General features: G+C 57.5%; 14 protein-coding genes. 9 read left to right on the top strand and 5 right to left on the bottom strand.

Annotation, left to right across the window (positions count from 1 at the left end; genetic code table 11):
* Positions 1-17: 17 nt before the first annotated feature.
* The gene (gene mrcB / locus NQH49_RS03800) at positions 18-2,552 is read right to left on the bottom strand and encodes a bifunctional glycosyl transferase/transpeptidase (RefSeq protein ID WP_256695645.1); all 2,535 of its coding nucleotides are present in this window, start codon (positions 2,550-2,552) and stop codon (positions 18-20) included.
* A 98-nt stretch (positions 2,553-2,650) separates the two neighbouring features.
* Positions 2,651-5,125 (bottom strand): ATP-dependent helicase HrpB, encoded by a 2,475-nt coding sequence (hrpB, locus tag NQH49_RS03795; protein WP_256695644.1) that lies wholly within the window; start codon positions 5,123-5,125, stop codon positions 2,651-2,653.
* 36 nt (positions 5,126-5,161) lie between these two features.
* Here hrpB and thpR point away from each other — a divergent pair, with 36 nt between their 5' ends.
* The 9 genes from thpR to panD all read left to right on the top strand — a co-directional run bounded on the left by thpR (position 5,162) and on the right by panD (position 12,171).
* Positions 5,162-5,701 (top strand): RNA 2',3'-cyclic phosphodiesterase, encoded by a 540-nt coding sequence (gene thpR / locus NQH49_RS03790; protein ID WP_256698370.1) that lies wholly within the window; start codon positions 5,162-5,164, stop codon positions 5,699-5,701.
* Complete coding sequence (gene sfsA / locus NQH49_RS03785; protein WP_256695643.1) at positions 5,702-6,406, top strand: DNA/RNA nuclease SfsA; 705 nt, start codon at positions 5,702-5,704, stop codon at positions 6,404-6,406.
* A 247-nt stretch (positions 6,407-6,653) separates the two neighbouring features.
* Positions 6,654-7,109 carry an RNA polymerase-binding protein DksA gene (gene dksA / locus NQH49_RS03780; RefSeq protein ID WP_007888770.1) on the top strand — a complete coding sequence of 152 codons (456 nt, stop codon included), beginning with the start codon at positions 6,654-6,656 and terminating at the stop codon, positions 7,107-7,109.
* Positions 7,110-7,179: 70 nt separating this feature from the next.
* Positions 7,180-8,109, top strand: a complete 930-nt coding sequence (gene gluQRS, locus NQH49_RS03775; RefSeq protein WP_256695642.1) for a tRNA glutamyl-Q(34) synthetase GluQRS — start codon at positions 7,180-7,182, stop codon at positions 8,107-8,109.
* 38 nt (positions 8,110-8,147) lie between these two features.
* On the top strand, positions 8,148-9,560 hold the full coding sequence (pcnB, locus tag NQH49_RS03770; RefSeq protein ID WP_256698369.1) for a polynucleotide adenylyltransferase PcnB: 1,413 nt from the start codon (positions 8,148-8,150) through the stop codon (positions 9,558-9,560).
* Positions 9,557-10,042: a 2-amino-4-hydroxy-6-hydroxymethyldihydropteridine diphosphokinase gene (folK, locus tag NQH49_RS03765; RefSeq protein WP_256695641.1), complete on the top strand. Its 486-nt coding sequence runs from the start codon at positions 9,557-9,559 to the stop codon at positions 10,040-10,042. Before pcnB ends, folK begins: the two co-directional genes overlap by 4 nt.
* Before the next feature lie 42 nt (positions 10,043-10,084).
* On the top strand, positions 10,085-10,879 hold the full coding sequence (panB, locus tag NQH49_RS03760; RefSeq protein ID WP_256695640.1) for a 3-methyl-2-oxobutanoate hydroxymethyltransferase: 795 nt from the start codon (positions 10,085-10,087) through the stop codon (positions 10,877-10,879).
* Positions 10,880-10,894: 15 nt separating this feature from the next.
* Positions 10,895-11,749 (top strand): pantoate--beta-alanine ligase, encoded by an 855-nt coding sequence (gene panC, locus NQH49_RS03755; protein ID WP_256695639.1) that lies wholly within the window; start codon positions 10,895-10,897, stop codon positions 11,747-11,749.
* A gap of 41 nt (positions 11,750-11,790) precedes the next feature.
* Positions 11,791-12,171 (top strand): aspartate 1-decarboxylase, encoded by a 381-nt coding sequence (gene panD / locus NQH49_RS03750; protein WP_007888760.1) that lies wholly within the window; start codon positions 11,791-11,793, stop codon positions 12,169-12,171.
* A 40-nt stretch (positions 12,172-12,211) separates the two neighbouring features.
* Here panD and NQH49_RS03745 read toward each other — a convergent pair whose 3' ends face one another.
* The 3 genes from NQH49_RS03745 to hpt form a co-directional block, all read right to left on the bottom strand.
* On the bottom strand, positions 12,212-12,982 hold the full coding sequence (locus NQH49_RS03745; protein ID WP_256695638.1) for an ABC transporter permease: 771 nt from the start codon (positions 12,980-12,982) through the stop codon (positions 12,212-12,214).
* Positions 12,979-13,905, bottom strand: a complete 927-nt coding sequence (locus tag NQH49_RS03740) for an ABC transporter ATP-binding protein (RefSeq protein WP_008108526.1) — start codon at positions 13,903-13,905, stop codon at positions 12,979-12,981. Before NQH49_RS03740 ends, NQH49_RS03745 begins: the two co-directional genes overlap by 4 nt.
* A gap of 192 nt (positions 13,906-14,097) precedes the next feature.
* On the bottom strand, positions 14,098-14,634 hold the full coding sequence (gene hpt / locus NQH49_RS03735) for a hypoxanthine phosphoribosyltransferase (protein ID WP_176970671.1): 537 nt from the start codon (positions 14,632-14,634) through the stop codon (positions 14,098-14,100).
* Positions 14,635-14,678 lie beyond the last annotated feature (44 nt).

Genomic DNA, 14,678 nt, shown 5'->3' with positions numbered 1-14,678 from the left:
TTGTATTTTTCGGCAAGTTATTTGCTGCCGAACATATCCTTAATCCAACCCGCGACGCCGTCAGAATCTTTCTGCTCATTCTGTGGCTGTTGCTGCTGTTGCTGCTGTTGCTCTTGTTGCTGCTGCAACTGCTGCTGTTGCTGCTGAACCTGCTGTTGCTGCTGCTGACACAGCGCATTCGGATCCAGCGACCACACCGGCAGCGAACGCCATGTGCTGCTGCCGCTACCGCAAACGAAGTTACCGGCAGAATCGACGTTCATCTGCGTGATATCTTCCGGCGGCGTCAGCACCAGCGGCATCGGCGCCTGGTTGTCGAGATAACGACGATAAAGCTGCATCGCACCGCTGGCACCGTACAGTTTCGAGGTTTGGTTGTTATCACGACCAACCCAGGTAATCGCCACTTCTTTGCCATCGACACCGGCGAACCAGCTGTCGATCAGGTCATTGGTGGTACCGGTTTTGCCCGCCAGATGCGCTTTCGGATATCGCGCACCCAGCGCACGCGCGGTACCGTGATCGGCGACCTGCTGCATGGTGTAGAGCGTGAGATACGCGGCCTGCGCTGGTTCGACGCGCTGCGCCTGCGGATAGCTCTGATACAGCACCGTGCCATCCTCGGCAATCACTGAACGCACCGCCGACAGCTCAGCGCGGTTACCGCCGCTGGCAATCGACTGGAACGCCTGCGCCACCTCAATCGGCGTTAGGTTCAGTGCACCCAGCAGCATGGATGGTACCGGATGCAGCTGATCTTTCGGCACGCCGAGTTTGTTCCAGGTATCGACCACCGCATCCAGTCCCAGCGTCATACCGAGGTTGACGGTTGGCACGTTCATCGAGTTGGTCAACGCATCCACCAGCATCACTTTGCCGCTGAAACGACGATCGTCATTCATCGGTTTCCAGATGGTGCCATTCGGCTGTTTCAGCGCAATCGGCTCATCGGCGATCCAGCTGTTGAGGCGATAGCTGTTCGGCTGACTCAGCGCGGTGAGATAGGTCGCCGGTTTTGCCAGCGAGCCAATCGAACGACGCGCCTGCAGCGCACGGTTATAACCAGCAAACTGCGGATCGGCACCGCCGACCATGGCGCGCACTTCACCACTGAAGCGGTCAACCACCACCATCGCGGTTTCCAGATCTTTCAGTCCCCGCTGTTTTTTCAGCGTAGGAATGCCTTCAACTACCGCTTTCTCAGCGGCATCCTGCGAGATCGCATCCAGCGTGGTGAAAATCTTCACGCCAGAGAGATCTTTCATTTTGTCGCCGAGCTTAGCCTGCAGCTCGTTACGCACCATCTGCATAAACGCCGGCTGTGGCGTGATCACGCCGCCTTTAGGCTGCACGCCCAGCGGACGCGCCGACAACATGTCATACAGTTCCTGATCGATGACGTTCTGCTGCTGCAACAAACGCAGCACCAGGTTACGTCGCTCCAGCGCCAGTTTCGGATTACGCCACGGATTGTACAGCGACGCGCCTTTCACCATGCCAACCAGCATCGCCTGCTGATCGAGGCTCAGCTCATCCACCGGACGACCAAAGTAATACAGACTCGCCAGCGGGAAGCCGCGGATCTGATCGTTACCGGTCTGGCCGAGATACACCTCATTGAGATACAGCTCGAGGATGCGATCTTTGCTGTAGCGCGCATCCATGATCACCGCCATATAGGCTTCACGCGCTTTACGCCACAGCGAACGCTCGTTGGTGAGGAACAGGTTTTTCACCAGCTGCTGCGTCAGCGTACTGCCGCCCTGCACCGCTTTACCGGCGGTGATGTTGGCGAGGAACGCTCGACCAATCGAATACGGGCTAATGCCGTCGTGTTCGTAGAAGTGACGGTCTTCGGTGGCGATCAAGGTGCTAACCAGCAGATCCGGGAAACCGGCGCGCGGCACGAACAGACGCTGTTCACCGTTCGGCGACTGCAACATGGTGATCAGGCGCGGATCGAGGCGGAAAAAGCCAAAATCACGGCCGGTATCGAGGTTTTTAATCTCGCTCAGCTCATCGTTGCTAAACGTCAGACGCGCGTTGATCTGCCCTTCTTTGCTGTCCGGGAAATCAAACGGACGACGCAGCAGGTCAATGGTGTTGCCTTTGACGCTAAACTCGCCCGGACGGGTGATGCGCGACACTTCGCGATACTGCGTGCCTTCCAGCAGCGCAATCATCTCTTTTTTGTCGTACGACATGCCCGGTTCGAGGTTAACCATGCGGCCATAAACGGCGGCCGGCAGTTGCCACACTTTACCGTCGATGCGGCTGCGGATTTCCGAGTCGAGATAGACGCCCCAGGCGGCCATCACTACCACAAAGACCAGGAAGAGTTTAATCAACCAGCCTAACCAGCGACGTTTGCCGCGTGGCGGACGTTTTTTACTTTTTGGTGGCACCGGTCCACTCTCCTCATCTTCTTCATCAAAATCGTCCTGATCGATATCATCATCAAGTTCCCTGCGGCGACCCCGACGCGCAGTGCTGCGCGGCGGCTTTGGCGCTTTTCCTTTGCGCCCAATAGGTTCGCGATCGTTCCCAGACATGCTTTTATTCTCCAGGCATTACTACGGCGGCGGCCGTTACTCTAACTGCTTTCTCGTGCTGCGCATGGCAGAACCCTCTGAATTCGATCCACAGCGTTTCACGATGAAAATTTCTTGGTCCGCCTTGTGGGTAAGGCGTTGGCCGGATCGTCCGGCCACTGATGCTTTGGATAGCGCCCTTTCATCTCTTTCTGCACTTCGGGATAGGCACCGCGCCAGAACGCCGCGAGGTCGCGGGTGATCTGCAACGGACGGTGCGCGGGCGAGAGCAGCTCTAACACCAGCGGTACGCGGCCATCGGCCACCGCCGGATTCTGTGCTTCGCCAAACATCTCCTGAATCCGCACCGCCAGCGCGGGTGGCTTCTCGGCATCGTAGCGGATCGGCAGGCGGCTTCCGGTCGGCACAGTGTAATGAGTTGGCAGCACAGTATCCAGCCGCTGACGTTGTGACCATGTCAGCAAATGTAATAATGCGCTGACAAGATTGATGCTCTGCAATCCTTTCAGATCGCGCACCGTGCTCATCTCCGGCAGCAGCCAGCTTTCGAGCGTTTCGAGCAGGCTCTCATCGTCCAGCGGCGGCCACGCCTCTTCCGGCAACCACTGCATGGCACAATGCACCCGCAAGCGTAGCTGCTCAGCGTCTTCTTTCCAGCCCAGCACCGATAATCCTTTTTCACGAATCCAGCGCAGCATCGCCGGATGCAATATTTCCGCTTCCGGACGCGCCTGCGGCTGTGCTTTCAGGACCAGCGCACCAATGAGTTCGCGCTTCCACGCGCGCATGGTGCCTTTCTCCTCGTCCCACTCCACGTCGGTGCGCTGCTCAACTAAGGTTGGAGACGCTCGGCGTAACGCGTCGATATCCACCGGCAGCGCCAGCAACATGCGCGCATCAGCGGCGCTGGCGCCCTGCAACAGCGTCGGCGCAATCAGCCACTCATAGCGGCTCAAACCATCTTGTTCGTTGAGCATCGCGCCAATGCCATTCGCCAGCTGATAACGCGCACTGTCGCCACGACGCTGCGCCAGACGATCGGCAAAACCGGCGGCCAGCAGCTGCGGGAACAAGTCGGGATTAATGCTGCCGCCACTGACGTTGAGGCGTTTCTGCCACTGACGCGCACGGCGCTGCCAGTGCGACTGCGGATGATTAAGCGCATCACGCAAATCAACGCTGCCACTGCGTGGAGGATCTTCCAGAATCGCCACCAACAGCGCGGCGCTGGCGATGGCATCGTTGTTTTGCCCGGCGGCCACCAGAATCGCGCTCAGGCGCGGATCGCTGCCCAGCGCCGCCATCTTGCGACCGCGTGCGTTAAGTTGGTGATTCTCCAGCGCGCCGAGCTGCGTTAACCGCTCGCACGCCGCACGCAAGTTGCGCGGCGGCGGCGCATCAAGCCAGGTCAGCTGCGTCGCATCCTGACAACCCCATTGCAGCAGATCGATCTGCAGCGAGGTCAAATCGCTCTGGAGAATTTCCGGTTCGCTCTGCGCTGCTGCGCGCAGCGCCTGCTCTTGCGGCAGCAAATGCAGGCAGATGCCCGGTTCTAATCGCCCGGCACGTCCGGCACGCTGCGTCATTGATGCCTGGCTGATGCGCTGCGTTTGCAGCCGCGTCACGCCGCTGCGCACGTCAAACTGCGCCGAGCGCTCCAGCGCACTATCGACCACTAATCGGATACCTTCGATGGTCAAACTGGTTTCGGCGATGTTGGTCGCCAGCACCACTTTGCGGCGCCCCGCCGGAGACGGCAGGATGGCACGGCGTTGCACTTCCAGCGACAGCGCGCCATATAAAGGAGAGAGATCCACCTCGTCACCGACCCGCGCTTCCAGCTCGCGCTTCACTCTTTCGATTTCTGCTACGCCCGGCAGGAACAGCAGCAGCGATCCTGACTCGTCGCGCAGCAGTTGTGCCACCTCGCGTGCTACCGCTTCCTCAAAACGTTGCTGGTTGTTGAGCGAAGCATAGCGGCGCGTGACAGGGAAGCTGCGTCCTTCTGAGACGATAAAAGGCGCATCTGGCAGCAGCTGACGCAAACGCTGGTTGTCGAGCGTGGCCGACATCAGCAGGATTTTTAGATCGTCGCGCAATCCTTGCTGCACATCGAGCAGCAGCGCCAGCGCAAGATCGGCCTGCAGGCTGCGTTCGTGGAATTCATCGAGGATCACCAGCGAGACGCCTTCCAGCATTGGATCGCGCTGCAACATGCGCGTCAAAATGCCTTCGGTGACCACTTCGAGGCGCGTGTTGGCACCGCAGCAGTTTTCACCGCGCATGCGATAGCCAACGGTGCCGCCCGGCTGCTCGCCAAGCAGTTCCGCCAGACGCTGCGCCACGTTGCGTGCCGCCAGCCGACGCGGCTCCAGCATGATGATGCGGCCGGACAATTGGGCGTGTTTTAGCAGCTGTAACGGCAGCCAGGTGGATTTACCTGCGCCGGTCGGCGCCGCCAACAACACCTGCGGCGACTGCGCCAGCGCGGCCAGCAACGCAGGCAGCACCTCGATTACCGGTAACTCACTCAAACTCAACTCCCAAAATGCCTGTGCTAAGATGGCGCGCATTGTAGCACTCTGAGGCGCGGATTACCGGAGGCCAACCTGGCAACGCAACGTCTGTTTTTTGCTCTTGAACTGCCCGCTCCGCTCCAGCAACAGCTGGTACAGTGGCGCGCGGATAATTTTGCTGCCGAAGCCGGGAAACCGGTGGCGGCGGCCAACCTGCACCTGACGCTGGCGTTTCTCGGCGAGGTCAGCGATGAGACCTCACGTAAGCTGCAGCTGCTGGCCTCACGCATCGAACAGCCGGGTTTTCCCCTCGATTTGGATGATGCCGGCCGCTGGCCGCGTCCCGGCGTGGTATGGCTCGGCTGCCAGCGTGCGCCGCGCGGATTACTGCAGCTCGCCAGCCTGCTGTGTGCGCAAGCGGCGCGTCATGGCTGTGCGCAGAGCCCGCAGCCGTTTCATCCGCACGTCACGCTGTTGCGCCACGCAGCACCGCAGATCGCGCTACCGCCGCGCGGCTTTCACTGGCGCGCCGATATCCGCCATTTTGCGCTGTTCGCTTCGAACGTCACGCGTGGCCGCACGCGTTATCAGGCGCTGGCCCGCTGGCCGCTACTATCATCCCCAGGAGAGTAAATGGAGTTCGATCCGCCACTCAAACCCGCCCGCTTGATCGCCCGTTACAAACGCTTTTTAGCCGATGTGGTTACGCCAGAAGGTGAAACGCTGACCATTCACTGCGCCAATACCGGCGCGATGACCGGCTGCGCCACGCCGGGCGATACCGTGTGGTATTCAACCTCCAACAGTGCCACGCGAAAATATCCGCACAGTTGGGAGCTCACCGAGACCCAGCAAGGCCACTGGATCTGCGTCAATACGCTGCGCGCTAATCAGCTGGTGCGCGAAGCGCTGACGCTCGATACCATTCCGGAATTATCCGCTTACAGCCGCTGCCAGCCTGAAGTGAAATACGGCACGGAAAAAAGCCGAATTGATTTCCTGCTGCAAGCGGATGGCCGATCGAACTGCTATATTGAAGTCAAGTCCGTCACCCTTTTACAAGCAGGTAAAGGCTATTTTCCGGATGCGGTGACGGCTCGTGGACAGAAACATCTGCGCGAATTGAGCTCTATCGTGGCAGAAGGTCATCGAGCCGTTTTGTTGTTCGCAGTTTTGCATACGGGGATTGAGGACGTTTCCCCGGCACGCCATATCGACGTGCACTACGCAGAACTACTGGAACAGGCGCAGCGTTGTGGTGTGGAAGTTTTGGCGTATCAAGCTCAAATTTCACCGTTAAAGATATTACTGACGCATCCGATTAACGTAGCGTTGTAATATTTATAGCAATTTGGTGTGATAGGAATGTTCTGGGCGAGGCGCTGAATACGCGATTGTTCAGAGGCTTGTCAAGTAGTGGTCAGGAATAATTGCCAACCTTGATTGCTTCTGCTATTTATAGCGGCCTGTTTTTTTCCCTTTATGGGAATCGATAAGCCCTAAATCGTTCGGGTTGTAGGCACACAGTCAACGCACATGCAACTTGACGTATTTAGGGAAGTGCGTGTTATCCAGGAGAAACAACATGCAAGAAGGGCAAAACCGTAAAACATCGTCCCTGAGTATCCTCGCCATCGCTGGAGTTGAGCCTTATCAGGTGAAACCGGGCGAAGAGTATATGAACGACGCCCAGCTAGGCCATTTCCGTAAAATTCTGGAAGCCTGGCGCAACCAACTTCGGGATGAAGTAGATCGCACTGTGTCACATATGCAGGACGAAGCTGCTAACTTCCCGGATCCGGTCGACCGTGCCGCGCAGGAAGAAGAGTTCAGCCTGGAATTGCGTAACCGCGATCGTGAGCGCAAACTCATTAAAAAGATTGAGAAAACGCTCAAGAAAGTGGATGACGACGATTTCGGTTACTGCGACTCCTGCGGTGTAGAAATTGGTATTCGCCGCCTTGAAGCGCGTCCGACTGCCGATCTCTGCATTGACTGCAAAACGCTGGCAGAAATCCGCGAGAAGCAGATGGCTGGCTAATGGCCGTGAGCAAATTGCTACCGCACAGCCGGGAAAATCCCTGTTTTCCCGACGTGCGGTACACTTCGTTATGAATTCTTCACTCTGCATTGGGCGTTTCGCCCCCTCTCCTTCGGGTGACCTCCATTTTGGTTCGCTGATTGCTGCATTAGGCAGTTACCTGAGCGCGCGCGCGCAACAGGGACGCTGGCTGGTGCGCATTGAAGATATCGATCCCCCACGTGAAGTTCCCGGTGCCGCAACGCGTATTTTGCAGCAGCTGGAACATTATGGTCTGCATTGGGATGGCGAGGTTTTGTGGCAGTCACAGCGCCACGACGCCTATCGCGCCGCGCTGAGCTGGTTGCAAACGCATCGTCAAAGTTACTTCTGCACCTGCACGCGCAGCCGTATTCAGCAGCTGGGCGGCTTTTATGATGGTCACTGCCGCGATTTGCAGTTGCCGCCTGACAACGCCGCGCTGCGCCTGCGTCAACATGCGCCGGTTAACGGCTTTAACGATCGCCTGCGCGGCCATTTGCAGGCCGAACCGCAGCTGGCGCAGGAAGATTTTATTATCCATCGCCGTGATGGGCTGTTTGCCTACAACCTCGCGGTGGTGGTCGATGACCATTTTCAGGGCGTGACGGAGATCGTGCGCGGCGCGGATTTGATTGAGCCAACGGTACGCCAGATTGCCTTGTATCAGCAGTTTGCCTGGCCAGTGCCGGATTATCTGCATTTGCCGCTGGCGGTCAATCGCGATGGCCATAAGCTTTCCAAGCAGAATCATGCGCCGGCGCTGCCCGATGGTGATGCGCGGCCGCTATTGGTGCAAGCCTTGCGCTTTCTTGGCCAGCCGGTTTCACCAGGCTGGCAGGATGAATCGCTGGAAAGCCTGTTGAAACAGGCGGTGGCACAGTGGAATATCCGCCTGATTCCGTTGCAGAACGGTCTCAAAGAGGATGAAACGACATCACCATTCCTAAATGGTTCTCAACAGGCTATGATTAGCCGCTGATTTTATTAACACCCTTTTTCTCACTGTCGAGGTGTCCCATTTTTACCCGAGTCGCTAATTTTTGCCGGAGAGTCCTCAAGCGTGATGAGGAGGCGCCTGAAGAGGTGGAAGCTGAAAGTCCTGGTCAGATGACTGTCATTCCACGAGAAAGCCACAACATCTCACGCAAAGATATCAGCGAAAACGCCCTCAAAGTGCTCTATCGCCTGAACAAAGCCGGATTCGAAGCCTACCTGGTGGGCGGCGGCGTGCGCGATTTGCTGCTCGGCAGCAAGCCGAAAGACTTTGATATCACCACCAACGCCACGCCTGAACAGATGCGTAAGCTGTTCCGCAACTGCCGTTTGGTCGGTCGTCGTTTTCGTCTGGCGCATGTGATGTTCGGTCCGGAAGTGATCGAAGTCGCCACCTTCCGTGGCCATCATCATGAAGAGAGCGAAGAAGATCGCAACAGCTCGCAGCGCGGCCAAAACGGCATGCTGCTGCGTGACAACATTTTCGGCAGCATTGAAGACGATGCCCAGCGCCGCGATCTCACCATTAACAGCCTCTATTACAGCGTGGCCGATTTCACCGTACGTGATTACGTCGGTGGCTTGCACGATCTGCACGAAGGCATCATTCGCATGATTGGCGACCCGGAAACCCGCTATCGCGAAGATCCGGTGCGTATGCTGCGCGTGGTGCGCTTCGCCGCTAAGCTGCAGATGCGTATCGCGGCTGAAACTGCCGAGCCAATCCCGCGTCTGGCGACGCTGCTGAATGACATTCCGCCAGCGCGTATGTTTGAAGAGTCGCTCAAGCTGCTGCAGGCCGGTTACGGTTACCGCACCTATCAGATGATGCGCGAATATCAGCTGTTCCAGCCGCTGTTCCCTATGCTGACGCGCGGTTTCACCGCCGAAAGCGACAGCCTGATGGAACGTATGGTGGCGCAGGTACTGAAAAATACCGATACCCGCATTCAGAATGATATGCGCGTCAATCCGGCCTTCCTGTTTGCCGCGATGTTCTGGTATCCGCAGCTGGAATCCGCCGAACGCATTGCGCAGGAAAGCGGACTGACCTATTACGATGCTTTCGCCCTGTCGATGAACGAAACGCTGGACGAAGCCTGCCGCGCGCTGGCGATTCCAAAACGTATCACAACGCTGATTCGTGATATCTGGCAGCTGCAGCTGCGCATGTCGCGTCGTCACGGCAAGCGTGCGTGGAAGCTGATGGAGCATCCTAAGTTCCGTGCCGCTTACGATTTGATGGCGCTGCGTGCCGACGTGGAAAACAATCCTGAGCTGCAAAAGCTGACGCATTGGTGGGGCGAGTTCCAGGCGGCGGCACCGGTGCAGCAGAAAACCATGATGACCACGCTGGGCGACGATCCGGCACCGCGCCGCAAACCGCGCCGTCCGCGTCGCCGTCCAACCGGGCCGCGCACTAACAGCCCGCAATGACCCGCGTTTACCTCGCTTTAGGCAGTAATCTGGCCGATCCGCTGCATCAGGTTGATGCAGCGTTGGCCGCGCTAGACGCCATTCCGCACACTTCGCGCATCGCCACGTCATCGCTGTATCGCACACCGCCGTACGGTCCGCCGGATCAACCCGATTACCTTAATGCGGTGGTGGCGCTGGAAACTGCACTGGAGGCCGATGCGCTGCTCGATCATACCCAGCGCATTGAGCTGGAGCACGGTCGCGTGCGCAAAGCCGAACGCTGGGGACCGCGCACGCTGGATCTCGATATCATGCTGTTTGGCAGCGAAACCATTTCCACGCCGCGTCTGACCGTGCCGCATTACGACATGCACAATCGCGCCTTTATGCTGGTGCCGCTGCTGGAGATTGCCCCGCAATTGTCGCTGCCGAACGGGCAAGCTTTATCTGCCATTCTTGCCACTCTGGATCGCAGCGCTATCCGTTTGTGGTCTGAGTAAGCCGTAGTACACTGCGCGCATCAGAAAACTCTGGAGCGTGTGATGAAACCAACAACCCTCTCCCATTTACGCCAACTCAAAACCAGCGGCCGCAAATTTGCCACGCTGACGGCGTACGACTTCAGTTTTGCCCGCCTGTTTGCCGATGAAGGCATTCAGGTGATGCTGATTGGTGATTCGCTCGGCATGACCGTGCAGGGCCACGAATCGACCTTGCCGGTCACCGTGAACGATATCGCCTATCACACCGCCGCCGTGCGCCGTGGCGCGCCGCTGGCGCTGCTGATGGCCGATCTGCCGTTTATGAGTTACGCCACGCCGGAACAGACGTTCACTAACGCCGCACAGCTGATGCGCGCGGGCGCCAATATGGTGAAGCTGGAAGGTGGCGAGTGGCTGGCGGAAACCGTGCGTATGCTCACCGAGCGCGCCGTGCCGGTGTGCGGCCACTTAGGCCTGACGCCGCAATCGGTGAACATCTTCGGTGGCTATAAAGTGCAGGGCCGCGATGAAGCTGCCGCTGAACGTCTGCTGGCCGATGCGCTAGCGCTGGAAGCCGCCGGTATGCAGCTGCTGGTGCTGGAGTGCGTGCCGGTGGCGCTGGCGGAGCGCGTCACCAAAGCGCTGTCGGTGCCGGTGATCGGCATCGGTGCGGGCAACGTCACTGACGGTCAGATTCTGGTGATGCACGACGCCTTTGGCATTACCGGCGGCCACATTCCCAAATTTGCCAAAAATTTCCTCGCTGAAACCGGCGACATTCGCGCGGCGATTCGCCAATATATCGCCGACGTTGAAGCGGGCCGCTACCCTGCCGCTGAACACAGTTTCCAGTAAATCAGGAGATTTGCAGTGCTGATCATTGAAACACTGCCGATGCTGCGTCGTGAAATTCGTCGCTGGCGTCAGGCAGGCAAACGTATCGCGCTGGTGCCCACCATGGGCAACCTGCACGACGGTCATCTGACGTTGGTCGATGAAGCGCGCGAGCGCGCCGACGTTGTGGTGGTCTCGATTTTCGTTAACCCGATGCAGTTTGATCGTCCCGACGATCTGGCGCGCTATCCGCGCACGCTGCAGGACGATTGTGAGAAGCTGAATCGTCATAGCGTGGATCTGGTGTTCGCCCCCGCGCCCGCGGATGTCTATCCAAAAGGCCTTGATAGCCAAACCTTCGTGGAAGTGCCGGGTTTATCATCGCTGCTGGAAGGGGCCAGCCGTCCAGGACATTTCCGTGGCGTCTCTACCATCGTCAGCAAACTGTTTAATCTGGTGCAGCCTGACATCGCCTGCTTTGGCGAGAAGGATTTTCAGCAGCTGGCAATCATCCGCAAGATGGTGGCGGATATGGGCTTCGATATCGAGATTGTGGGCGTGCCAACGGTGCGCGCGAAAGATGGCCTGGCGCTGAGTTCGCGCAATGGCTATCTCACCGCCGACGAGCGTAACATCGCCGCCGGTCTCAGCCAGGTGATGAACAGCATGGCCGAACGTCTGAGCAACGGCGAGCGCCATGTCGAAGAGATTATCGAGCACGCGGAAGTGGCGTTGCGCGAGAAGGGTTTCCGTCCGGATGGACTGGCGATTTGCGATGCCGAAACCTTACAAGCGCTCAACGTGGACAGCCAGCGCGCGGTGATTCTGATGGCCGCATGGCTCGGCAATGCGCGTCTGATTGATAATCAGCAAGTGGATCTGACGGAGTAGTTTTCCGTCGTTTATTGGCAGCTTAACAAGGTTAGACAGTTATGATTCGCACCGTACTTCAAGGCAAACTGCATCGCGTTAAAGTCACTCAGGCAGATTTGCATTACGAAGGTTCCTGCGCCATTGACCAGGATTTCCTCGACGCCTCTGGCATTCTGCAATACGAAGCCATCGACATCTACAACGTCACCAACGGTCAGCGTTTTTCCACCTACGCGATTGCCGCTGAACGTGGCTCGAAGATTATCTCAGTCAACGGTGCCGCCGCGCGTTGCGCCTGCGCCGGCGATATCATGATCATCTGCTCTTACGTGCAGGTAGAAGATGAAGTCGCGCGCAGCTGGCAGCCGAAAGTCGCCTACTTTGAAGGCGATAACGAAATGAAGCGCCTCGCCAAAGCGTTACCGGTTCAGGTCGCCTGATATAACAAGGGCGCGGTTTTTATACCGCGCCCTTGTTTTTTTACGTCCGCAATCCTCTGCCACGCTGAATCAACGAATACACCAACACATAAAACACCACGATAAAGGCGATCAGCACCGACAGGGTAAACACCAACGGCACATCGTTAATGCCGAGGAAACCGTAACGGAAGCCGCTGATCATATACACCACCGGATTCAGCTTCGACACCGCTTGCCAGAACGGTGGCAGCAACGTCAGCGAGTAGAACACGCCGCCGAGATAGGTTAACGGCGTCAGCACGAAGGTCGGAATCAGGCTGATATCGTCAAAGGTGCGCGCGAATACCGCATTCAGCAGGCCCGCCAGCGAGAACAGAATCGCCGTCAGCAGCAGCGTCACCGCTACCATCGACCACGAATGCACGTGGAACGGCACGAAGAACAGCGAAATCGCGGTCACCAAAATCCCCACGCACACGCCGCGCGCCACGCCGCCGCCGACATAACCGGCGATGATGATGTGGGTTGGTACCGGCGCCACCAGCAGTTCTTCGATGTTGCGCTGGAACTTGGCGCTAAAGAACGATGACGCCACGTTGGCGTAAGCGTTGGTGATCACCGCCATCATGATCAGGCCCGGCACGATAAACTGCATGTAGCTGAAACCGTGCATATCGCCGATGCGTGAACCAATCAGGTTGCCGAAGATGATGAAGTAGAGCGTCATGGTGATCACCGGCGGCACCAGCGTCTGAATCCAGATGCGGGCGAAGCGGTTAATTTCTTTGCTCCAGATGCTCTTGAGCGCCACCCAATACAAGTGCGTCATGCTTTCACTCCTGTTTTTCCCTGTGTCAGGCTGACGAACAGCTCCTCAAGGCGGTTCGCTTTATTGCGCATGCTCAGCACCTGCACGCCCTGCGCGCTCAGCTGGCTGAACACGCTGTTGAGACCTTGCTCGCGCATCACTTCCACTTCCAGCGTAGAGGTATCGACCAGACGATACTGGAAGCCCTCCAGCTGCGGCAGCGGGCTGCGCGGTGCCAGATCGAGAATAAAGGTTTCGGATTGCAGCTTAGAGAGCAATCCCTTCATAGAGGTGTTTTCCACCAGCTCGCCGCTCTGAATAATGCCAATGTTGCGGCACAGCATTTCCGCCTCTTCCAGATAGTGCGTGGTGAGGATGATGGTGGTGCCTTTGATATTCAGCTCTTTCAGGAAACTCCACATTGAACGGCGCAGTTCGATGTCTACGCCCGCGGTCGGTTCGTCGAGGATCAGCAGCTTCGGCTCATGCATCAGCGCACGCGCGATCATCAGACGACGCTTCATACCGCCCGAAAGCATGCGTGCACGTTCGTTGCGTTTGCCCCACAGATCGAGCTGATTGAGGTATTTTTCCGCGCGCTTATTGGCTTCGGCGCGTTCAACGCCGTAGTAACCGGCCTGATTGACCACAATCTGCATCACGGTTTCAAACGGGTTGAAGTTGAACTCCTGCGGCACCAGCCCAAGCTGACGCTTGGCGTTGACCACGTCTTTTTGCAGGTCATAGCCAAACACGCGCACGCTACCGCCGGTTTTATTCACTAACGAGCTGATAATACCGATGGTGGTGGATTTTCCGGCGCCGTTTGGCCCCAGCAGAGCGTAAAAATCGCCCGCTTCCACGTTGAGATCGAGTCCTTTCAGCGCCTGTACGCCGCCGGGATAGGTTTTGGTCAGCCCGGAAATTTCCAGTGCATATGTCATTGCGAATCCATACCTTGTTGTAGAGACATCAAAGGCCTATGAAAATGGTAATGCGCACGAACGATGTCGCGGTCATTAACATTAAGAAATCAATGGAGTTTAGCAGAGAGTGAAGCCAGCCCCTAAGTCGTTGACTCACGGGCTGCGCAGTGTATCGCAGGCGGGGGAGATTAGCCTTGGACGATTGTGCGGTTATTCACCGGTCGGGATAACTTTGCCGATATACGGCAGATGGCGATAGCGCTGAGCGTAATCAATACCAAAGCCCACCACGAACTCATCGGGAATGGTGAAGCCCACGTATTCGACGGTGACATCCACTTCGCGGCGCTCGGGCTTATCCAGCAAAGTACAAATCGCCAGTGACTTTGGCTCGCGCAGGCGCAGAATCTCACGCACTTTGCTCAGCGTGTTGCCGGAATCGATGATGTCTTCCACGATCAGCACATCTTTGCCACGAATATCTTCATCGAGATCTTTGAGGATTTTCACATCGCGGCTGCTCGACATACCGCTGCCGTAGCTTGACGCAGTCATAAAGTCGACTTCATGCGGCACGTCGATGGCGCGGCACAGATCGGCCATAAACATAAAGGAGCCGCGCAGCAAACCCACCAGCACCATTTCGCTGCCGCTGTCGCGGTAGTGCTCGTTAATCTGCTTGCCCAGTTCGGCAATTCGGGTTGCGATCTCTTGCTCGGAGATCATCACGTCGACGGTATGTTTCATTGCATGCGTCCAGTTACGGTTTTTGGAAAGCCACGAAGTCTATC

The organism is Pantoea trifolii (genome assembly GCF_024506435.1).
Classification (GTDB): domain Bacteria; phylum Pseudomonadota; class Gammaproteobacteria; order Enterobacterales; family Enterobacteriaceae; genus Pantoea; species Pantoea trifolii.
This window is presented reverse-complemented; position numbering and strand designations above follow the sequence as displayed.